This is a genomic window from Pseudomonas carassii, from assembly GCF_036324045.1.
GTDB lineage: Bacteria > Pseudomonadota > Gammaproteobacteria > Pseudomonadales > Pseudomonadaceae > Aquipseudomonas > Aquipseudomonas peradeniyensis.
In genome coordinates, this window is record NZ_JAZDCT010000003.1 from 256,010 (window position 1) to 277,057 (window position 21,048).

General features: G+C 67.1%; 16 protein-coding genes. 8 read left to right on the plus strand and 8 right to left on the minus strand.

The features are described 5' to 3' along the window. Positions 1 to 7: 7 nt before the first annotated feature. From nfuA to V0R62_RS03875, 3 genes are all read right to left on the minus strand, one after another. Complete coding sequence (gene nfuA / locus V0R62_RS03865) at positions 8 to 592, minus strand: Fe-S biogenesis protein NfuA (protein WP_023630602.1); 585 nt, start codon at positions 590 to 592, stop codon at positions 8 to 10. 57 nt (positions 593 to 649) lie between these two features. Further along, positions 650 to 1,684, minus strand: a complete 1,035-nt coding sequence (locus tag V0R62_RS03870) for an acyltransferase family protein (RefSeq protein ID WP_330102824.1) — start codon at positions 1,682 to 1,684, stop codon at positions 650 to 652. Between the two features lie 262 nt (positions 1,685 to 1,946). Further along, on the minus strand, positions 1,947 to 4,247 hold the full coding sequence (locus tag V0R62_RS03875) for a fatty acid cis/trans isomerase (protein WP_330102825.1): 2,301 nt from the start codon (positions 4,245 to 4,247) through the stop codon (positions 1,947 to 1,949). A 173-nt stretch (positions 4,248 to 4,420) separates the two neighbouring features. Here V0R62_RS03875 and metH point away from each other — a divergent pair, with 173 nt between their 5' ends. The 4 genes from metH to V0R62_RS03895 all read left to right on the plus strand — a co-directional run bounded on the left by metH (position 4,421) and on the right by V0R62_RS03895 (position 11,232). Further along, complete coding sequence (metH, locus tag V0R62_RS03880; RefSeq protein WP_330102826.1) at positions 4,421 to 8,128, plus strand: methionine synthase; 3,708 nt, start codon at positions 4,421 to 4,423, stop codon at positions 8,126 to 8,128. 191 nt (positions 8,129 to 8,319) lie between these two features. Beyond that, positions 8,320 to 9,432: a saccharopine dehydrogenase family protein gene (locus V0R62_RS03885; protein ID WP_330102827.1), complete on the plus strand. Its 1,113-nt coding sequence runs from the start codon at positions 8,320 to 8,322 to the stop codon at positions 9,430 to 9,432. Position 9,433: 1 nt separating this feature from the next. Further along, a complete protein-coding gene (locus V0R62_RS03890; protein WP_330102828.1) occupies positions 9,434 to 9,913 on the plus strand; it encodes a DUF2269 family protein in 480 nt (159 codons plus the stop codon). A gap of 164 nt (positions 9,914 to 10,077) precedes the next feature. Beyond that, positions 10,078 to 11,232, plus strand: coding sequence for a cysteine desulfurase family protein (locus V0R62_RS03895; protein WP_330102829.1), 1,155 nt, complete (start codon positions 10,078 to 10,080; stop codon positions 11,230 to 11,232). Between the two features lie 21 nt (positions 11,233 to 11,253). On the opposite strand, the gene V0R62_RS03900 is transcribed toward V0R62_RS03895, so the two are convergent. After that, complete coding sequence (locus V0R62_RS03900) at positions 11,254 to 13,422, minus strand: TonB-dependent receptor (RefSeq protein ID WP_330102830.1); 2,169 nt, start codon at positions 13,420 to 13,422, stop codon at positions 11,254 to 11,256. Positions 13,423 to 13,685: 263 nt separating this feature from the next. Here V0R62_RS03900 and V0R62_RS03905 point away from each other — a divergent pair, with 263 nt between their 5' ends. Beyond that, a complete protein-coding gene (locus tag V0R62_RS03905; protein WP_330102831.1) occupies positions 13,686 to 14,543 on the plus strand; it encodes a CAP domain-containing protein in 858 nt (285 codons plus the stop codon). 129 nt (positions 14,544 to 14,672) lie between these two features. On the opposite strand, the gene V0R62_RS03910 is transcribed toward V0R62_RS03905, so the two are convergent. Further along, positions 14,673 to 15,653, minus strand: a complete 981-nt coding sequence (locus V0R62_RS03910) for a GlxA family transcriptional regulator (RefSeq protein ID WP_330102832.1) — start codon at positions 15,651 to 15,653, stop codon at positions 14,673 to 14,675. A gap of 100 nt (positions 15,654 to 15,753) precedes the next feature. Here V0R62_RS03910 and V0R62_RS03915 point away from each other — a divergent pair, with 100 nt between their 5' ends. Next, positions 15,754 to 16,365, plus strand: a complete 612-nt coding sequence (locus V0R62_RS03915; RefSeq protein WP_260271611.1) for a LysE family translocator — start codon at positions 15,754 to 15,756, stop codon at positions 16,363 to 16,365. An 11-nt stretch (positions 16,366 to 16,376) separates the two neighbouring features. Here the strand turns inward: V0R62_RS03915 and V0R62_RS03920 are convergent, their stop codons facing one another. Next, on the minus strand, positions 16,377 to 17,573 hold the full coding sequence (locus V0R62_RS03920) for an MFS transporter (RefSeq protein ID WP_330102833.1): 1,197 nt from the start codon (positions 17,571 to 17,573) through the stop codon (positions 16,377 to 16,379). A 107-nt stretch (positions 17,574 to 17,680) separates the two neighbouring features. Beyond that, positions 17,681 to 18,580 (minus strand): LysR family transcriptional regulator, encoded by a 900-nt coding sequence (locus V0R62_RS03925; protein WP_330102834.1) that lies wholly within the window; start codon positions 18,578 to 18,580, stop codon positions 17,681 to 17,683. Between the two features lie 73 nt (positions 18,581 to 18,653). On the opposite strand from V0R62_RS03925, the gene V0R62_RS03930 reads away from it, so the two are divergent. Beyond that, positions 18,654 to 18,983: a cupin domain-containing protein gene (locus V0R62_RS03930; protein WP_330102835.1), complete on the plus strand. Its 330-nt coding sequence runs from the start codon at positions 18,654 to 18,656 to the stop codon at positions 18,981 to 18,983. Here V0R62_RS03930 and V0R62_RS03935 read toward each other — a convergent pair. Continuing rightward, complete coding sequence (locus V0R62_RS03935; protein ID WP_330102836.1) at positions 18,974 to 20,341, minus strand: MATE family efflux transporter; 1,368 nt, start codon at positions 20,339 to 20,341, stop codon at positions 18,974 to 18,976. The genes V0R62_RS03930 and V0R62_RS03935 overlap by 10 nt on opposite strands. 103 nt (positions 20,342 to 20,444) lie before the next feature. Between V0R62_RS03935 and V0R62_RS03940 the strand changes: the two genes are divergently transcribed. Continuing rightward, a complete protein-coding gene (locus V0R62_RS03940) occupies positions 20,445 to 21,038 on the plus strand; it encodes a TetR/AcrR family transcriptional regulator (RefSeq protein ID WP_198745134.1) in 594 nt (197 codons plus the stop codon). Positions 21,039 to 21,048 lie beyond the last annotated feature (10 nt).

Genomic DNA, 21,048 nt, shown 5'->3' on the forward strand with positions numbered 1-21,048 from the left:
AGCCGCCTTAGTAGTAGGCGTTTTCCTTCTGGCTGTGGTCGGTCACGTCACGCACGCCCTTGAGCTCCGGAATGCGCTCGAGCAGGGTACGCTCGATGCCTTCCTTCAGCGTCACGTCGGCCTGGCCGCAGCCCTGGCAGCCGCCGCCGAACTGCAGCACGGCGATGCCGTCGTCGACCACGTCCACCAGGCTCACGGCGCCGCCGTGGCTGGCCAGGCCGGGGTTGATCTCGGTCTGCAGGTAGTAGTTGATACGTTCGTTGATCGGGCTGTCTTCGTTGACCATCGGCACCTTGGCGTTTGGCGCCTTGATGGTCAGCTGGCCGCCCATGCGGTCGGTGGCGTAGTCGACCAGCGCGTCCTCGAGGAACGGCACGCTGACCGCGTCGAGGTAGGCGGTGAAGCTCTTCAGGCCCACCGGCTGGTCGTCGGGCTTCTCCTCGCCCGGCTTGCAGTAGGCGATGCAGGTCTCGGCGTAGGTGGTGCCCGGCTGGGTGATGAAGATACGGATGCCGATGCCAGGCGTGTTCTGCTTGGAAAGCAGATCGGCCAGGTAATCATGGGCGGCGTCGGTAATGGTTATAGCGCTCATGGAAGTTCCTCACAGACTTGCCGGCAGTGTACGCCAACCCGGCCTTCGAACAAAGTCCTAGCATTTGACTCGGGATAGCGCCAGCGCGGGCTCCTGACCGTCACGCCCGGCGAATCCGGCCTTGAGCCGCCCGTACAGGCCACGCTCCAGCCAGTGGTAGCTGAGCCACGACATTAGTCCGATTGACGGCACGCACAAGGCGAATACCAGGTACGGGTTCAGGCGCAGGCGCTCGCTGGCGAACAGGCCGCCGTACAGCACCAGTACATGCACCAGGTACACCGAATAGGAGCAATCGCCCAGCGCCTTGAGCACCCGGTTCCCCTTGAAGTAGCGCTCCAGGGCAATGAACGCCAGCACCATCAGGGCGCTGGGCAGGCCCCAGTGCAGCAGGCGCTGCGAAGCGTCCAGGTGATACAGCGCACACCCCGCCACGCCGAGTAACCCCAGCGGCAGCCACAGGCCCTGGCGAATCAGCCCGCGGCGGTACAGCACGCCCAGACCGATGCCCAGCAGGAACTCGTAGACGATGTCGTTGCTGTAGAAGTGGCTGAGCACGCCAAAGCGACCCAGTACCTCGCTGACCAGCAGCAGCGCCGCCGTCACCAGCAGCAGGTGATGACGCTGGCGCGCCAGGAAGGCCAAGCCGAACAGCAGGTAGAAGAACATCTCGAAGTTCAGCGTCCAACCGACATTGAGGGTCGGGTACAGGCCGTAGCCACCCGGATTCTCCGCCGGGATGAACAACAGCGACAGCAGCAGGTGCTGCCATTCGAACACCTGGTGCGGCATCCAGCGGCTGGCGATCAGCATCAGCACCGCCATCAGCAGGGTGTAGAACCAGTAGGCGGGCACGATGCGCAGGGCGCGGTTGAGCAGGAACTGTGCGGGGGCGATGTCCTTGTCACGGGTCGAGAGGTAGATCACCAGGCCGCTGATGACGAAGAAGATGTCCACCCCTACCGCGCCACGGTCGGCGAGCAGTTGGCCAATTGGGCCGGTGGCGTTGAAGTCGAAGAATATCTGCATGAAGTGGTGGCAGACCACCACCCAGGCGGCGAACGCCCGGAGAGCCTGAAGCGAATACAGCATGAAAAACCCTGCGTTGGCCGGTGCGTTGAGGCTTCGGCAATCAGGCCATGCCATCGCGGGGGTAGGAGCGGCCTTGTGCCGCGAAAGGGCCGCTGCGCGGCCCCGGCAATCAGTGCAGCGTTGTTGAAGGCCCCTGGGGCTGCTTTGCAGCCCTTTCGCGGCACAAGGCCGCTCCTACCCCGGCGATGGCTGCAGAGCCATTTCAACCGAAACCATCCAACAGTTACGACCGCAACAGGCCGGGAAAGTCCCGGCCAACCGATCAGAGGTTCTCGTAGCGGTTCATGTCCAGCACCCCCGCCTCCACCGGCTCGGTCTCCTTGATGTAGCTGTTCAGGTCATGGAAGTAGCGCCAGAACTCGGGATGGCTGCGACGCACGCCCCAGCGCATGACGATGCGCTCGAACCTCGCCGTGTCGTCCCGCGCCGCCTCCATGTCCTCGACGAACTCCGGGACATCGGCCACCGGGATGTTGAAGATGAAGTTGGGATAGCTGCTGAGCACGCCCGGGTACAGGGTCAGGGTGTCCAGCCCCGGCTGGTAGCGGTAGGCCTCGCCGAGCAGGAACGCCACGTTGCTGTGGGCGCGGTTGCGCAGCAGGCTGTAGACCTGGCGCTGGCCACCCTGCCCTTCGATGCGCAGCATGGTTGCCTCGGGCAACTGGCCGATCACCTTCAGCCCCGCAGCCGGACGCGACACCAGGCGGCTGAGCGACTGCTCGACGTCGCGGAACTCCTGGGACTGGCCGGGCCGTGAGCAATAGGCGCCCTGGCAGCGGTTGATCGGGTCGGGCGCCACGTTCAGGCTGCCGGTGCGCTGCAGCAGCTTCAGGCCGAAGTCACGCTTGGGGTCGTGCTTATCCAGCTTCAGTGCGCTCGGGGTGCTGGTGTCGATGTCCTCGTAGTCCATCCACATCTTCACCTTGCCGCTGTTCTGGTACCAGTCGCCGAGGATCTCGCCGCGCTTGCCGGCCGGCATCAGCCGCAGGAAATTGATTTCGGCGCCGTTGCGGATCAGGTCGAAGTACAGGCGGGTCTGCAGTTGGTGCGAGACGTTGCCGAACACATCGAAGTTCACCGCCAGCTGGTAGTAGGTGCGCTCGAACAGTGGGTAGTCGAACAGCCACATGGTCAGCGGCACGTCACCGATCAGGCCCTTGGTCACCGAGGCGCTGTCAAAGTGGCGGAAGATGCTCAGCAGCGCGTTGTCGTTGCCGGCCCACAGGGTCGACCAGCTTGGCGCCGGCTGCTCGGCATAGGCCTCGCGGCGCAGCGCCTCGTACTCGTTGCGCTTGTCACGGTAGGCGTGCCACAGGCTCAGCACGCTGCCGACGTCGTCGATCTGCCCGGGCATGGCCAGCAACGGCGTGGCCTCGCCCCGGTACTGGGCATCGGTGATGTACAGGTCGTGGGCCGGTTCCTGGAACAGCGCCCAGAAGTTGTCGCGGATCACGTCGGTGGCGATCTGCCCGCGGCATACCGGGCCGCGAATGAAGGTGCGGACGAAGTACTCGGCGTTGTCCAGCATGAACTGGTAGCGGGCCACCGCCGGGATCGCCTCGAAGGTCTCGAACGGGTTGGCGCGATGACGCGGGCCGTAGCCGGGCAGCGACGAGGCATGCCAGTCGCCGCTGTAGAACAGCTGCTTGACCCGCTTGAGCTTCTGCGGCCCCATCGGGTAGGTAATGTGGGTCTTGTGGACGATCACACCCTGTACCGGGATCAACCGGTAGTAGAAATCGGTGCCCGGCGGGTCGTTGGGCCGACGGGTGGCGATCAGGTCCACCGGCTGGCCGCTCGGCGTGCGCGAGCGCACCCACTGGAAGAAGTGTCCGGGCTCACCGCCGACGAAGTGGATGTGCGCCAGGAACAGGTGCTCGTACAGCCAGCGGCCCACCAGCGCCTCGGTCGAGCCCGGGCGGTTGAGCAGCTCTTCCCAGTCGGCGATCTGCTTCGCCTCTGCCGTGCTCGGCTGGATTGGCGTCTTTTCGACCGGAGCCCCCGCCGCCAGCCAGCGCTGCAGGGTCTGGTACTCCTGGTCGGTCAGGCCGGTGACCGCCAGCGGCATGCCCTCTTTGGGGTGGGCGCCGGCGTAGGCGTCGAACTCGTGGGGCAACGGGCACATGTTGTTGCGGTTGAGCCCCAGGACGATCTCCTCGGGCAGCTTGGCATTGGGCGTGAGCGGGGTCTTGTGGCCCAGCTCGAGCATGCGCGCCATCAGCGCCGCCTGGCTGCCCTGCTTGTCCAGCACCGAATAGAAGCCCTGCTTGCGCCAGCCGGCTTCGTCGCGGGCGTCGTAGAACAGCCGCGTGGTGGGCACCGCCTGGCTGCGTTCGCCCTGGTAGACCGGCACCTTGGACGCGCCGCGCTCGGCGCCCTCGGCGCTGCCCAGGTTGAGCTGGCAGGCGGCGTCGTTGCAGGCGTGGCAAGCCACGCACTTCTCGGTGAAGATCGGTTGGATATCCCGGGTGTATGAAATCGTCGGGCTCGATTGGGGGGCCTGCCCGAACGCCGCGCCACTGAGGAGCAGGGCGAAGGCGCTGGCAAGTATGCGATGCAACATGTGCCGAATGTCCTGGTTCTTGAAAGCCATCACGATGTGCCTGGCGGGTCCTGAGGTGTTGGGGCGCTGCGCCAACATGAGGGAAATTCATGCAAATGGGCGGTACGCCTAAAATCCGTGCAGCTTTGTTATTATTCGGCACCTTCTGATATTTGCCCGACCAGGTAGTTCCTATGTCCGACCGCAGCGCTCGTTACCAAGCACTCCAGAAAGCACTCAAAGAGCGCATCCTGATCCTCGACGGCGGCATGGGTACTATGATCCAGAGTTACCGCCTCGAGGAACACGACTATCGTGGCACGCGCTTCGCCGATTGGCCAAGCGATGTCAAAGGCAACAACGATCTGCTGCTGCTCAGCCGCCCGGATGTCATCGCCGCGATCGAGAAAGCCTACCTGGACGCCGGTGCCGATATCCTCGAGACCAACACCTTCAACGCCACGCAGATTTCCCAGGCCGACTACGGCATGGAGGCGCTGGTGTACGAGCTCAACGTCGAGGGCGCGCGCATCGCCCGCCAGGTGGCCGACGCCAAGACCCTCGAGACCCCGGACAAGCCGCGCTTCGTCGCCGGCGTGCTCGGCCCGACCAGCCGCACCTGCTCGATCTCCCCCGACGTCAACGACCCGGGTTACCGCAACGTCACCTTCGACGAACTGGTGGAAAACTACATCGAGGCCACCCGTGGCCTGATCGAGGGCGGCGCCGACCTGATCCTGATCGAGACCATCTTCGACACCCTCAACGCCAAGGCGGCGATCTTCGCCGTGCAGCAGGTGTTCGAGGAGGACGACGTCGAACTGCCGATCATGATCTCCGGCACCATCACCGACGCCTCCGGCCGTACCCTGTCGGGCCAGACCACCGAGGCGTTCTGGAACTCCGTGCGCCACGCCAAGCCGATCTCCGTCGGCCTGAACTGCGCCCTCGGCGCCAAGGACCTGCGCCCGTACCTGGAAGAGCTGGCGACCAAGGCCGACACCCATGTGTCCGCCCACCCCAACGCCGGCCTGCCCAACGCCTTCGGCGAGTACGACGAGACCCCGGCGGAAATGGCCGCGGTGGTCGAGGAGTTCGCCGCCAGCGGCTTTCTCAACATCATCGGCGGCTGCTGCGGCACCACCCCGCCGCACATCCAGGCCATCGCCGAGGCGGTCGCCAAGTACAAGCCGCGTGAGATCCCGGAGATCCCCAAGGCCTGCCGCCTGTCGGGCCTGGAGCCGTTCACCATCGATCGCCAGTCGCTGTTCGTCAACGTCGGCGAGCGCACCAACATTACCGGCTCCGCCAAGTTCGCCCGGCTGATCCGCGAGGAGAACTACACCGAGGCCCTGGAAGTCGCCCTGCAGCAGGTCGAGGCCGGCGCCCAGGTGATCGACATCAACATGGACGAAGGGATGCTCGACTCCCAGGCCGCCATGGTCCGCTTCCTCAACCTGATCGCCGGCGAGCCGGACATCTCACGGGTGCCGATCATGATCGACTCCTCCAAGTGGGAGGTGATCGAGGCGGGCCTGAAGTGCATCCAGGGCAAGGGCATCGTCAACTCGATCTCGATGAAGGAAGGCGTCGAGCAATTCAAGCATCACGCCCGCCTGTGCAAGCGCTACGGCGCCGCCGTTGTGGTGATGGCCTTCGACGAGGTCGGCCAGGCCGACACCGCCGCGCGCAAGCGCGAAATCTGCCAGCGCAGCTATGACATCCTGGTCAACGAGGTGGGCTTCCCGCCGGAAGACATCATCTTCGACCCGAACATCTTCGCCGTCGCCACCGGCATCGAAGAGCACAACAACTACGCCGTCGATTTCATCGAAGCCTGCGCCTACATCCGCGACCACCTGCCGTATGCCCTGAGCTCGGGCGGCGTGTCCAACGTGTCGTTCTCGTTCCGCGGCAACAACCCGGTGCGCGAGGCGATCCACTCGGTTTTCCTCTACCACGCGATCCAGAACGGCCTGACCATGGGTATCGTCAACGCCGGCCAGTTGGAGATCTACGACGAGATCCCCGCCGCCCTGCGCGAGAAGGTCGAGGATGTGGTGCTCAACCGCACCCCGCACGGCACCGACGCCCTGCTGGCGATTGCCGACGACTATAAGGGCGGCGGCGCCACCAAGGAAGTCGAGAACGAAGAATGGCGCTCGATGCCGGTGGACAAGCGCCTCGAGCATGCGCTGGTCAAGGGCATCACCGCCTATATCGTCGAAGACACCGAAGAGTGCCGCCAGCAGTCGGCACGCCCGATCGAAGTCATCGAAGGCCCGCTGATGAGCGGCATGAACGTGGTCGGCGACCTGTTCGGTGCCGGCAAGATGTTCCTGCCCCAGGTGGTCAAGTCGGCGCGGGTGATGAAACAGGCCGTGGCCCACCTCATTCCGTTCATCGAGGCCGAGAAAGGCGACAAGCCCGAGGCCAAGGGCAAGATCCTCATGGCCACGGTCAAGGGCGACGTGCACGACATCGGCAAGAACATCGTCGGCGTGGTGCTCGGTTGCAACGGCTACGACATCGTCGACATGGGCGTGATGGTCCCGGCCGAGAAGATCCTGCAGACCGCTCGTGAGCAGAAATGCGACATCATCGGCCTGTCCGGCCTGATCACCCCGTCGCTGGACGAGATGGTCCACGTCGCCCGAGAAATGCAGCGCCAGGACTTCCACCTGCCGCTGATGATCGGTGGCGCCACCACTTCCAAGGCCCACACGGCGGTGAAGATCGAGCCCAAGTACTCGAACGACGCCGTGGTCTATGTCACCGACGCCTCGCGCGCGGTGGGCGTGGCGACACAGTTGCTGTCCAAGGAACTCAAGAGCGGCTTCGTCGAGAAGACCCGCCAGGAATACGTCGAGGTACGTGAGCGCACCGCCAACCGCAGCGCCCGCACCGAGCGCCTGAGCTACGCCCAGGCCATCGCCGCCAAGCCGCAGTACGACTGGGCCGCCTACCAGGCCGCGGTGCCTTCCTTCACCGGCGTCAAGGTGCTGGAGGACATCGACCTGCGCACCTTGGCCGAGTACATCGACTGGACGCCGTTCTTCATCTCCTGGGACCTGGCCGGCAAGTTCCCACGCATCCTCACCGACGAAGTGGTCGGCGAGGCCGCCACGGCGCTGTACCAGGACGCCCGCGAGATGCTCGACAAGCTGATCGACGAAAAGCTGATAAGCGCCCGCGCGGTATTCGGCTTCTGGCCGGCCAACCAGGTCGAACATGACGACATCGAGGTATACGGCGACGACGGTGAGACCCTGGCCACCCTGCACCACCTGCGCCAGCAGACCATCAAGCCCGACGGCAAGCCGAACTGGTCGCTGGCCGACTTCGTCGCGCCGAAAGACAGCGGCGTGACCGACTATGTCGGCGGCTTCATCACCACCGCTGGCATCGGCGCCGAGGAAGTGGCCAAGGCCTACCAGGACAAGGGTGACGACTACAGTTCGATCATGGTCAAGGCCCTGGCCGACCGCCTGGCCGAGGCCTGCGCCGAGTGGCTGCACGAGCAGGTGCGCAAAGAGCACTGGGGTTATGCCAAGGACGAGCACCTGGACAACGAGGCGCTGATCAAGGAGCAGTACAGCGGCATCCGCCCTGCCCCAGGCTACCCGGCCTGCCCGGACCACACCGAGAAGGAAACCCTGTTCCGCCTGCTCGACGGCACCGCCATCGGCGAGACCGGCCCGAGCGGCGTGTTCCTCACCGAGCACTTCGCCATGTTCCCGGCGGCGGCGGTCAGCGGCTGGTACTTCGCCCACCCGCAGGCGCAGTACTTCGCCGTGGGCAAGGTGGACAAGGACCAGATCGAGCGGTACAGCGCGCGCAAGGGCCAGGATGTCAGCGTCAGCGAACGCTGGCTGGCGCCGAACCTGGGCTACGAAGGCTGAATCCAGCCCCGCGTTGCCCCCTGTGTAGGAGCGGCCTTGCGCCGCGAAAGGGCTGCAGAGCAGCCCCAGGATCTCAGTGTTGATGCAAAGATCGCTGGGGCCGCTCTGCGGCCCTTTCGCGGCGCAAGGCCGCTCCTACAGGGAGATGTGAATCAGCCTTTCCTTCCCGACACATGCACAAGGACCCCCGCATGTCCCGCAGAATCCTGGTGATCGGCGCCTACGGCAACTTCGGCCGGATCATCTGCCGCCACCTGCAGCAGATGCCCGCCGTGCAACTGGTGATCGCCGGCCGTAACGCCAACAGCCTTGCCCAACTGGCCACCCAACTGAGCGGCAGCGAAAGCTGGTGCGGCGACGCCATGGCTCCCGGCTTTGCCGACGCACTGCGCGCGCTGCGCATCGACTGGGTGATCCACACTGGCGGCCCCTTCCAGGGCCAGCCCTATAGCGTGGCCGAAGCCTGCATCGAGGTGGGCGCCAGCTATTGCGACCTCTCCGACTGCCGGGTGTTCGTCAACGGTATCGAGCGCCTGGACGCCCGCGCCCGCCAGGCCAATGTCGCGCTGCTCAGCGGCTGCAGCTCGGTGCCCAGCCTGTCGTCGGCGATCCTCGACGAACAGCGCCATCACTTCAGCCGCATAGAGCGTATCGAACACGGCATTTCCTCCTCGGCGAAGATGCCCGGCCTGTCCACCATCGAGGGCGTGCTGGCCTACGCCGGGCGGCCGATCCGCCAGTGGCGCGACGGACGCCCGCACGCCGTGGACGGCTGGCTCGGCCTGCAGCTGCGCCACCTGCCCGGCCTGGGCCGGCGCCTGTTGAACAACGTCGATGTGCCGGACATGGACATCTTCGCCGAGCGCTACGGCGCCCGGGACCTGGCGTTCAAGGCCGGCTCCGGGCTCATGGCCGGCGGCCTGGCCAATGCCGCGCTGGCGTTGCTGGTCAAGTGCGGCCTGGTGCGCGACCCGCTGCCCTGGGCGCGGCGCCTGCATCGCCTGGGCGGCCATTTCGAGCGCTTTGGCGATGGCATGAGTGCGATGTACCTGGATGTCCGCGGCCTGGACCTGCAGGGCCAGCCGCTGCGCTTGCAGGCTCAGGTCAGCGCCAGTGACGACAAGGGCCCGGAGATCCCCAGCTGCGCGGCGGTGGCGCTGATGGCCAGGGTGATCGAGGGCTACACCCCGGCCCCGGGCGCCCGCCCCTGCGTCGGCGAGATCAGTGTCGAGCAGTACCTGGCGGCCATCGGCGAGCCGGACAAGGTGCGCTACAGCGTCAGCTTCCAGCACGGGCGAGGCTGAGATGAGCTACCTGCTGCTCAAGTACCTGCATGTGATCGCCGCGGTGTTCCTGTTCGGTTTCGGCATGGGCTCGTACCTGTACCTGATCGCCGCTAACCGCAGCCGCGACCCACGGGTGATCGCCGCCGTGGCCAGGATGGTGGTGCGCTTCGATGCCTGGATCACCACGCCCGCCGGGGTCCTGCAGTTGCTGACCGGCTACGCCATGGTCAGCATGACCGGCATGCCGTGGTCCACGGACTGGCTGCAGGGCGCGCTGCTGATCTTCTTCATGGTGGGCGCCCTGTGGCTGCCGGTGCTGCTGTTGCAGACACGCATGCAGCGCCTCGCCGCCCAGGCCGTCAAGCATGGCACCGCGCTGGGTGAGGACTATCAGCGACTGTACAGTCCCTGGCTGTGGATGGGGGTGGCGGGGTTTGCCGGCATGTTCCTGATCGTGCTGGTGATGATCACCAAGCAGGCACCGTGGCAATTGCTCTGATCCAGGCAAGAAAAAAATTCTAACCACATAGCAAAAAAGAATAGAATTTTTTTCGAATATCGCCCTGGAACGGGAAAAAGGAAAAACATTCATATCGGCAATTGCCTAGGATGATGTCCATGGATGCCGACAGGCGGCGTCCACGCACGGACCCGCCCGCGATCATGCCCAGCACCCCGCTCTACTTCGATTACGCCGCCACCACTCCGGTCGATGACCGGGTCATTGCCGCCATGCTCACCTGCCTGGGCCGCGAGGCGAACTTCGGCAACCCCGCCTCCAGCGGCCACTTCCATGGCCAGGCCGCCCGCGAGGCCGTCGAGCAGGCCCGCCGCCAGGTGGCCGAGCAGGTCGGCGCCCAGCCGGACGATCTGGTCTGGACCTCCGGCGCCACCGAATCCAACAACCTGGCACTCAAGGGCATCGCCCAAGGCTTCGCGCAGCCGGGCCACCTGCTGACCAGCCAGCTTGAACACAAGGCCATTCTCGACACCGCCGCCGAACTGGAGCGCCAGGGCTGGACGGTGACCCGCCTGGCGCCCGACGCCCATGGCCTGATCCAGGCCGAGGCCGTGCAGGCCGCGCTGTGCCCGGACACGCGCCTGGTGTCGCTGATGGCGGTGAACAACGAACTGGGCACCGTGACCGACTTCGCCCGCATCGGCGAGCTGGTCCGCGACCATGGCGCCCTGCTGCATGTGGACGCGGCGCAGGCGGTGGGCAAGGTCCGCATCGACCTGGCGCACCAGGCCGTCGACCTGATGTCGTTCTCGGCGCACAAGGTCTACGGCCCCAAGGGCATCGGCGCCCTCTACGTCGGCCCCCGCGCCCGCCCGGCCATGCGTGCGCAGATGCACGGCGGCGGCCATGAGCGCGGCCTGCGCTCCGGCACCCTGGCCACCCACCAGATCGTCGGCATGGGCAGCGCCTTCGACCTGGCCGGCCAGCCCGGCGAGGCGGAGTACCAGCGCCTGGAGCAGCTCGCGCGGCGCCTGCGCGACGGCCTGCTGGCCCTGCCCGGGGTCACCCTCAACGGCTGCGCGGTACAGCGCATTCCCCACACCCTCAACCTGTGCATCGACGCCAAGGGCTTCAACAGCCTGGCCCTGGCCGGCGAGCTGGCGCTGTCCACCACCTCGGCCTGCAATTCTGCGAGCAACGCCGCGTCCCACGTGCTACTGGCCCTCGGCCTCGACGAGCGCCAGGCGCGCAACAGCGTGCGCCTGAGCCTCGGGCGCTACACCAGCGAAGCGGACGTGGACACGGCGCTGGCGGTATTCGGCCGGGTGGTCGGGGCGGCGGCGGTGGCGCTCTGGTAGGTCACGCCGCCGGCACCGACGTCAGAAATCCAGGGTTCCCGAGAACTTCACCAGCCTCGGGTCGCCCTGGGTCAGGTACCCGCCATTGGCCGAGGCCCAGTAGTTCTTGTCGGTCAGGTTTTCCACGTTGACCCGCAAGGTCACGGCCTTCTCCTGCACCTTGAAGCGGTAGCGCGCGCCGACGTCGAAGCGGTTCCAGGTCGGCAGGCTCAGGGTGTTGGCCGGGTTGGCGTACTGCCCGCCGGTGCGCAGCATGCGCGCATTGAGCGCCACCCCCTCCAGGCCCGGCACGTCCCAGTCGACACTGGCGTTGAGCTGGAAGGTTGGCACCCCGACGGCATGGTTGCCATCGGCCGTGCCGCCCTGGGTGTTCTTCAGCTCGGTGTCCATGCGCGTGCCACCGGCCATCAGCCGCAACCCCGGCAGCGGCTCGCCGAACACGCTGAGTTCGAGCCCCTTGTTGACCTGCTCGCCATCCTGGACGAACACGTTGCCCTCGACGAAGCCATCGGTGGGCCGCTCGATGCGGAACACCGCCAGGTTGGCGCCGAAGCGCTGGTAGTCGAGCTTCACCCCCGCCTCCACCTGCTTGGTCTTGGCCGGCGGGAACACCTCACCGACGTTGATCACCTGCCCGGATGCCGTGGCCCCCTGGGCCAGGCCCTCGATGCGATTGGCGTACAGCGAGACCGACGGGTTGAGCTTGTAGACGATGCCATACACCGGGGTGGTGACTGCTTCATCGTAGAAGGCATTGCGCCCCAGATCCGGGCCGGGGCCGTCGTAGGCATAGCCTTCGACCCGCAGTTGCTGGCGGCGCACGCCCACGGTGAGCAGCAGCGTGTCGTCGAACAGGCCCACGGTATCGGACACCGCGATGCTGCGGTTGCGGGTCTTGCCGGTCACGCCGGGGTCGTCCAGCTTGCCGCCGACGAAGGTCGGCGTGGTCGGCTTGGGCAGCGGGTCAGTGCGATAGATGTTGGTGGCCTGGGAGTTGTAGAAGACGAAGGCGTTCTCCTGCTGGGTCCAGATGCTCGCTGCGCCGATATTCAGCTGGTGGCTGACCAGTCCGGTCTGGAAGCGGCCGTTGATACCGCCCATGAAGGTGGTGTTGTCCTCGTTGTGGGGGATCTTAGAGCCGCCGATGGTGGCGGCACCGGTCGCCGCGTCGGTGAGGATCGGCGTGCCGTAGAAGCCGTTCTCGTGGGTGTGCTTGACGCCGCCGGCCAGGTAGCCGCTCCAGTTGTCGTTGAAGTCGTAGTCGCCGCGAACCATGCCGAAGGTGTCCTCGGTCTCGGTCCAGGCCCAGTCCTGGCCGTAATTGTGGTCGGCGTCCGGCGCACGGGGGATATCGGTCAGTCCCGCGCCCAGGCGCACCGAGTTGCGCATATGGTTGACCCGCTGCTTCTGGTAGCCGAAGTCACCGGACAGGCGCAAATTGTCGCCGCGGTAGTCGAGGCCGGCGACGAACAGCTTGCTGCGCTGGTCCTGGTCATCGACTGCGGTCTCGCCCTCGCGCTGCGAGAGGTTCAGGCGCGCGCCGAAGCGATTGTCCGCGCCGAAGCGCTGACCGATGTCCAGATGCTCGCCGATGCGCCCGTCGCTGCTGATGTCCTGGGTGTAACGGCGGGTCGGGGTGTCGCCGGCACGCTTGGGCTGCAGGTTGACGTTGCCGCCCAGGCCCGTGCCGGTGGGGCTGGCGCCATTGAGAAAGGCATTGGGTCCCTTGAACACCTCGACCCGCTCCACCGCATCGGTGGAGATCATCTGCCGTGGCAGCACGCCGTACAGGCCGTTGAACGCCACATCGTCGCCGTTGAGCGGCAGGCCACGGATGACGAAGACCTGGGACTGGTTGCCGAAGCCGAACGACTGGCGCACCGACGGGTCGTTGAGCAGCACGTCGCCGACATCCTCGGCCTGTTGCTCCTCGATCAGTTGCGCAGTGTAGCTGGTCATGGTGAACGGCACGTCCATCATGTCCTGGTTGCCCAGCACGCCCATCTGCCCGCCCCGGGCCACCTGGCCTCCGGCGTAGGGTTCGGGCAGCTCGCCGGCGGGGGCCTTGAGCGCCTCGGCGTTGATGGCGGTGGCATCCAGCTCGATGGCGCCATCGGCGGCATGGGCGCCGACGGCGACGGAACAGCAAAGCGCCAGCAGGGTCGATTGATACGGACAGGTACGTGCCATGGAGGGCTCCCGGACAATGGGTAGAGGCCTTCCTGGCGAGTGAGAAACCTAGAGTGACTGAGTAGTGTTTCTAGCTGATAGTGCGAATTATTACCAAACCATCGCACTTTTTCGCCGACCAGCGGTCTACCCCCTCTTTTGCCGACCGCAATCGATTGTCAAGGCTCGCTTTTTTCACACTGCACAGGGCCGGGCCAAAAGCCTTGCGCTTGTGTAGGATGGGCAGCGCAGATCCAGACGCTGCCAGTTACAGGGAGATCCACATGCGCGTCCCATCCGTTGCCTGCCTCATCGGCCTGACGCTGGGCCTGCTCGCCGCGACCAGCGCCCAGGCCTTCACCGGTGAAGAGGCGCAACTGATCGATACGATCAACGTCTACCGCAGCCAGGCCCAGCGCTGTGGTGGCGAAGCCTCGCTGGAGCTGCCGCCGCTCAACAGCGACACCCGCCTGGCGCTGTCGCCCGAAGGCACCCGCGACCTGCAGCAGGCCATGACCCGCGCCGCCTACCCGATGGTCAACGTCCAGGCCATCAGCCTGTCCGGCCCACGGGACGCCCAGGCGGCGATGAAGGCCATCGAGGAGAGCTTCTGCCAGGTGGTGCTCGATCCGCAGTTCGTCGACATTGGCGTCAGCCAGGAGGGCCGCGACTGGCGCATCGTCCTGGCCCGGCCGCTGCTCAGCGCCCGTCTGGGCGACTGGCAGGCCGAAGGGCAGAAGCTGCTGCAGGAGATCAACGCCGCGCGCAAGCTGCCCCGCCAGTGCGGCGGCCAGCCCTTCGCCGCCGCCCCGGCGCTGGCCTGGAGCACGACCCTGGCGGGCGTGGCCGCCAACCACACCCGGGCCATGGCCAACCAGAACTTCTTCGACCATATCGACCGCGATGGCCGCACCCCGGGCGACCGGGCGGAGCTGGCCGGCTACCTGTACCGGCAGATCGGCGAGAACATCGCCGCCGGCCGCGACACCGCGCGCAAGGTGGTCGATGGCTGGCTGGCAAGCCCGGGGCACTGCGCCACGCTGATGAACCCGGACTTCCGCGAGCTGGGGGCGGCGTATGCGGTGGATCCGAAGAGCGATGCCGGAATCTACTGGACGGGGTTGTTCGGTACGCCGCAGTAGGACTTGCCATGCGCCGTCCCTGTAGGAGCGGCCTTGCGTCGCGAAAGGGCCGCAAAGCGGCCCCGGCAATTTCAGCGTTTCACCGAGACAGGGGCTGCTGCGCAGCCCTTTCGCGGCACAAGGCCGCTCCTACAGGGGCGGCGCATGGCCCGAATTGCGCAACGCCAGCGCCGTGCAACCAAACCGCCGCCGCACCCACTTGCCCAGGTAGCTGGCATCCCCCATTCCCACCTCATCGGCGATCTGCGCCAGGCTGTGGCTGGAGTTGAGCAAGCGCCAGCGCACCTGCTGCAGGCGCAGTTCCTGCCACCAGGCCTTGGCGCTCATGCCATGGCAGGCCTGGAACTGGCGGTCGAGCTGGCGCCGGCTGATGCCCAGCTCCGCTGCCAGCGCCTCCACCGGCAGCTGCGCCGCCAGGTGGTGGCGCATCAGCGCCGTGGCCCGCTGCACCTGGCGCCCCTGTCCGACCCCGGCGTCCAGCGAACGCAAGGCGTGAAGGCTGTCCCGGCTCTCGTCCACCAGCATATCGGCCAGGCCCTTGAGCGCCCGGGCACGGCCACTGGCGCGGGCGATCAGCTCCACCGCCAGGTCGATGGCCGCCGTGCCGCCGGCACAGGTGATGCGCTCACCGTCGAAGCAGAACAGTTGCCCGGTCAGCAGGCGCACGCGGGGAAAGGCCAGGCGAAACTCCGCCTCATGGCGCCAGTGCACCACCACCTGGTGACCATCCAGCAGGCCACAGGCCGCCAACAGGAAGGCCGCGTTGTCGACACACACCAGCTTCACCCCGGCCTTGCTCGCCTGCTTGAGCAAGGCCTTGTAGCGCGGCGCCAAGGCCGCCGTGGCACTGGCGTTGCGCCCGCCGAACAGCACCAGGTGGTCGTAGTCATCCCAACGGATGTCCGCAGGGGTTGCCTCGACCTGGACAATCGCCGCGCTGCTGGAAACCACCGGCTCCCGGTCCAGCCCGAGCACGGTCCAGCGGCAATAGCGCTGGCGGCTGTAGTCCTCGTCGTCGGCGGAGAAGCGTAGCTTGTCGAGGAACGCGCCGAACGGCAGCAGGGCGAACTCCGGCAGCGGCAGGATCAGCAGGCGTAGGTCGGGTGTCATTGTGGAATGTCCAGATATAACCATTCAATGACCACATACTACCCTGCATTTCCACTGCCCTGCCCTACACTGGCGCCCTGCACACCCACAAGGCTCCCCCATGGCACTCGACACCTGGCTCATCTACCTGCTCGCCAGCATCGGCCTGTCGCTGACCCCAGGCCCCAACAGCCTGCTGGCCCTGACCCATGGCGCGCTGTACGGCGCCCGTCGCACGCTGTTCACCATCCTCGGCGGCGTGCTGGGTTTCAGCACCCTGATCGCCCTGACCATGTTCGGCCTGAGCGCTCTGCTGCAGGCCTCGGCCTCGGTGCTGACGGTGCTTAAATGGGTCGGCGGGGCGTACCTGGTCTGGCTGGGGATCCAGCTGTGGCGAACCCCGGCGCTGCACCTGGAGCAACCGCGCGGCGGCGTGGCACTGAGCAATGCCGGGCTGTTCCGCCAGGGCTGCCTATCGGCCATGGCCAACCCCAAGGTACTGCTGTTCTATGGCGCATTCCTGCCCCAGTTCATCGATCCGCAGCGCGGCCTGCTGGTGCAGTTCGTGGTGATGGCGGCGACCTTCGCCAGTGTCGAATGCCTGGTGGAGTACCTGCTGGCACGCCTGGCGTTTCGCATCCGCCCGTGGCTGGCCAAGGGCGGCCGCGGGTTCAACCGCTGCTGCGGGAGCCTGTTCGCGCTGATCGGCGTGGCCCTGCCGCTGGGACGATAGACGCTCCGGGATCAACGCCGGGAAACGCTCAGGAACACCGCCAGCGCGACCGTCGGCAGCCCCGCGCCCAGCAACGCCACGCCGCTCCAGCCGTACTGCGCATACACCCCGCTGGCCAGCGCCGAGCCCAGCGCGCCGCCGAGGAAGATGCTGGTCATGTACAAGGCATTCAGCCGACCACGGCTGGCCGGATCCAGCGCGTATACCTCACGCTGGCCGATGACCATGTTCATCTGCACGGCGAAATCCAACAGTACCCCGGTCAACCCCAGGCCGATCACGCTGGCGCCCGGCGCGCTCAAGCCAAGCAATAACGCCAGCGGCGCCAGGGCCATCGCCAGCAGCGAAGCGCGCCGCGCATGCCCGGCATCGGCCAGCCGACCGGCCAGCGGCGCCGCCACCGCGCCCACCGCCCCCACCAGGGCAAACAGCGCGATCTGACTCTGCGACAGGCCGTGCTCGCTGGCCAGCGCCAGTGGCACTGCCGTCCAGTACAGGCTGAACGCGGCGAACATCAGCGCCTGGTACAACGCCCGCTGGCGCAACGCCGGATGGCGGCGCAACAGCACCAACAACGAGGCCATCAGCCCGGCATAGCTGGCCTTGTGCTCCGGCACCCGGCGCGGCAAGGTCAGCGCCAGCAGCAGGATGATCGCCACCATCACCCCGGCGGCACCAACAAACACCGCGCGCCAGCCGAAGTGATCCGCCACCAGGCTCGCCAGCGGCCGCGCCAGCAGGATACCCAGCAACAACCCGCCCATGATGTTGCCGACCACCCGGCCACGCTCGCGCTCCGGCGCCAGGTGCGCCGCCAGCGGTATCAGCATCTGCACCGCCACCGAGCTGAAGCCGATCAGCAGCGCGTACAGCAGGAATATCTCGCCCTGCCCGTGGCCGCTGGTGCCGGCCAGCAACAGGCTGCCGGTGGCCAGCACCGCCGTGGCGATCATCAGCCGGCGGTTCTCCAGCAGGTCGGCCAGCGGCACCAGGAACAACAGGCCCAGGGCGTAGCCGATCTGGGTCAGGGACACGATCAGGCTGGCCCGCTCGGTGGACAGCCCCAGGTCCGGCGCGATCAGGCCGACGATGGGCTGGGCGTAGTAGATGTTGGCGACGATGGCGCCGCAGCAGAACGCCAGCAGCGTCACCAGGGCGCGGCTCAGGCCCGGGGCCGATGCCTGGGCGACGGCGAGGGAGGGATTCATTCGAGGGTACCTCGGCTTGCGAAAGGATGTGCGCGAAGGGTGACGGACAAGCGCCCCGGCGAGAATCCATCGCCCGCGCAACGGGCCTTTGCGTGGCGCGCAACGCCTCAGCCGACCAGCAGTTCCTCGCAGAAGGCGACGAACGCCATGACCCGGCGCGAGCCGCGGTGGTTGGGCAGGTACAGGGCGTTGATGCTGGCGCTGGCCGCCCCCGGACTCACCGTCCAATCGGCAAACAACCGTTGCAGGCGCCCGGCCTCGACATCCTCACGCACCAGCCAGTCGGCCAGCAGCGCCACGCCACTGCCGGCAATCGCGGCCTCGCGCAAAAGGTCGGCGTTGGCGCTGCGCAACGGGCCGTTGACGTCCAGTTCCAGACGCTGCTCGCCCCGGCTCAACCGCCAGGGCCGCGCCGACTGGCCGTAGCGAAAACGCAGGCAGGCGCACGCGGCCAGTTGCTGTGGCTCGCTCAGCGGCGGCTGCTGTCGCAGGTACGTCGGGCTGGCCACCAGCCAGCGCTCGAAACGCCCCAGCGGGCGACACACCAGGTCATCGCTGGGCGCCGGCTCGCCGAGGCGGATGCTCAGGTCGTAGCGGCCATCGAGCAGGTCGTCGAAGCGGTCGCTCAGGTCGATGTCCAGCTCCAGTGCCGGGTGGCGGGCGAGGAACGCGCCCAGGTGCGGGGCGATCACCCGGCGACCGAATTCCACCGGCAGGCACAGGCGCAACACGCCGACCGGCTCTTCGCCGCGGTCGGCGACGCTGGCGTCGGCCTCGGCCAGGGCCTCGAGGATCTCGCGGGCCCGCTGGTAGTAACTGGCGCCGGCTTCGGTCAGGCTGACCTGGCGGGTCGAGCGATTGAGCAGGCTGGCCCCAAGTTCCAGTTCCAGGGCGTCGACCTGGCGGGTCACCGAGGAGGTCGCCACCCCGAGCCTGCGCGCGGCGGCGGAAAAGCCGCCGGCCTCGGCGGTGGCCATGAACACCTTCAGAGCCAGCAGCTTGTCCATCGTCAATCTTCCATGGGGCAAAGGCCGAAACCTTCCTACAATCACCGGCTGGAATCAACCTCGCGAGACGCCCATGCCCGACAACCTGTTCACTGCCCTGCCCCCGCTCGCGCCCGACGCCGACGAGCAGTTTACCGACCTGCTGCGGCGCCCGGGCCTGCGCATCGAGCGTATCGTCTCCAGCGGCCAGGCCAGCCCGCCGGGGTTCTGGTACGACCAGGCCGAGGGCGAATGGGTGGTCGTGCTCAGCGGCAGCGCCGGGCTGCGCCTGGAGCACGAGCCACACACCCGCGTACTGCGCCCCGGCGACCATCTGGACATCCCGCCCGGTTGCCGCCACCGGGTGGAATGGACCGAGGCCGGCGTGGCCACGGTGTGGCTGGCGGTGTTCTATCAGGGCTGAGCCAGTGCCGCCGTGGCGGGCATCGCCTGCAACCGATAGAACCGCCACGGCAGCAGCACCGCAGCCACGGCCAGGCCGCAGGCGAAACCGACCCACACACCCACCGCGCCCAGCGAGGAGTGGAAGGCCAGCCAGTAGCTCAGCGGCAGCGCCAGCAACCAGTAGCTGACCATGGTCACCCCCACCGGCCAGCGGTAGTCCTGCAGGCCGCGCAAGGCGCCCAGTGCCGTGGACTGCAGGCCGTCAGCCACCTGCATGGCCGCGACCACCACGAACATCGGCACGGCGATGGCGATCACCTGCGGGTCGTCGCTCATGGCTTCGGCGATGGAGCGACCGAACAGCGCCAGCAGCACGGTGGCCACCAGCATCCAGGCGGTGACGCTGGCGAAGGTGGCGCTGCCGATGGCGCGGATGCGCGCCGTCTCGCCGCGGCCCTGGGCCTGGCTGATGCGGATGCTCACCGCCGCGGCCATGCCCAGCGGCAGCATGTACAGCAAAGCGCCGATCGACTGCACCACCTGGTTGGCCGCCAGGGCCGCATTGCCCAGCCAGCCGAGCATCCAGGCGGCGATCACCACCGCGCCGGCCTCGGCGAGATACCCCAGGCCCAGCGGCCAGCCCTCGCCCAGCAGCGTGCGCCAGCTCAACTGCGGTCCTTGTGGCGCCTGACGGTAACGCGCCAGCGAAGGCGCCAGGCGCCAATAGGCCAGTGCCAGCAGCACCGCCAGCGATTCGGCGATCACCCCGGCGACGCCCGCGCCCAGCAGGCCCAGCGCCGGCAGGCCGAAATGGCCGTGGATCAGCCCGTAGCTCAGCGGAATGTTGAACAGCACCGCGCTCATCACCAGCAGCACGCCCACCCAGGGCCGGCCGATGGCTTCCAGCACATCCTTGAACACCACCGCCAGGCAGTACGGGATCAGGAACACCGCCATCGCCTGCCAGTACGGCGTCAGCAGCGCCACGTCGGGCAGCGGCACGCCCAGCCATTGCACCAAGGGCAGACAGGCCAGCATCGCCAGGCAGCCGAGAATGCCCACCAACAGGCCATAACCCAGCCCGGCGCGCAGCGTGCGCGCCACGGTGCCGGGATCATCGGCGCCGTAGGCATGGCCGACGCGCACGCTCAGGGTAGCAAGCATGCCGTACAGCCCGGCATGGAAGATCAACCCGGCGCTGCTGGTCAGCGCGACACAGGCCAGCACCACGGTGCCCAGCGAGGCCAACAGCACGGTATCGGTCAGGCTGATCAGCTCGGCCGCCGACAGGCCCAGCACCAGCGGCAGCGCCAGGCGCAACAGGCCGGGCAGCTCGCCCAGCCAGGCAACATTCTTGGGTGAAACGAGGGCAGTCACGGTAGCCACCTCCAATTGACATACGCCGCGTATGCTAATGCCATTTATTGACATACGCAACGTATGCTAACTTGCAGCCACCGCTTTTTACCCGGAGCCCCCCATGCCCACCCCTCGCCGCAGCCGCGCCGCCATGAGCGCGGACACCACCGAACGGCTGATCGCCGTCGCCCGCCGCCAGTTCGCCGAAAAGGGCTTTGCCGCCGTGGTGATGGACGAGCTGTGCGCCGAAGCCGACCTCACCCGAGGGGCCCTGCACCACCATTTCGGCGGCAAGGCCGGGTTGTTCACCGCGGTGGTGGAGCACCTGCTCGAGGAGATCAACCAGGCGATCGACGCCCGCTACGCCACCCACGACGACCCGTGGGAGGGTTATATCGACACCTGCCTGTACTACTACGACCTGCTGCACGAGCCGGCCCTGCGGCGCATCCTGCTGCAGGACGCCCCCGGGGTGCTCGGCCCACGCCTGCGCGAGCTGGAGGAAGCCAGCTACATCGGGCCCATGGCCCAGGGGCTGGTGGAGTTGCAGCAGGCCGGCAGGCTGCGCGCCTTCGACGCCGTGGCCATGGCGCACCTGATCAACGGCGCGATGGGCGACAGTGGCATGTGGGTGATTGCCCAGGACGATCCGCAGGCGGCGGCGGAGCGGGTGAAGGGGGCGTTGCGCTGTTTGATGGAGGGGTTACAGGTCTGAGTTCATGCAG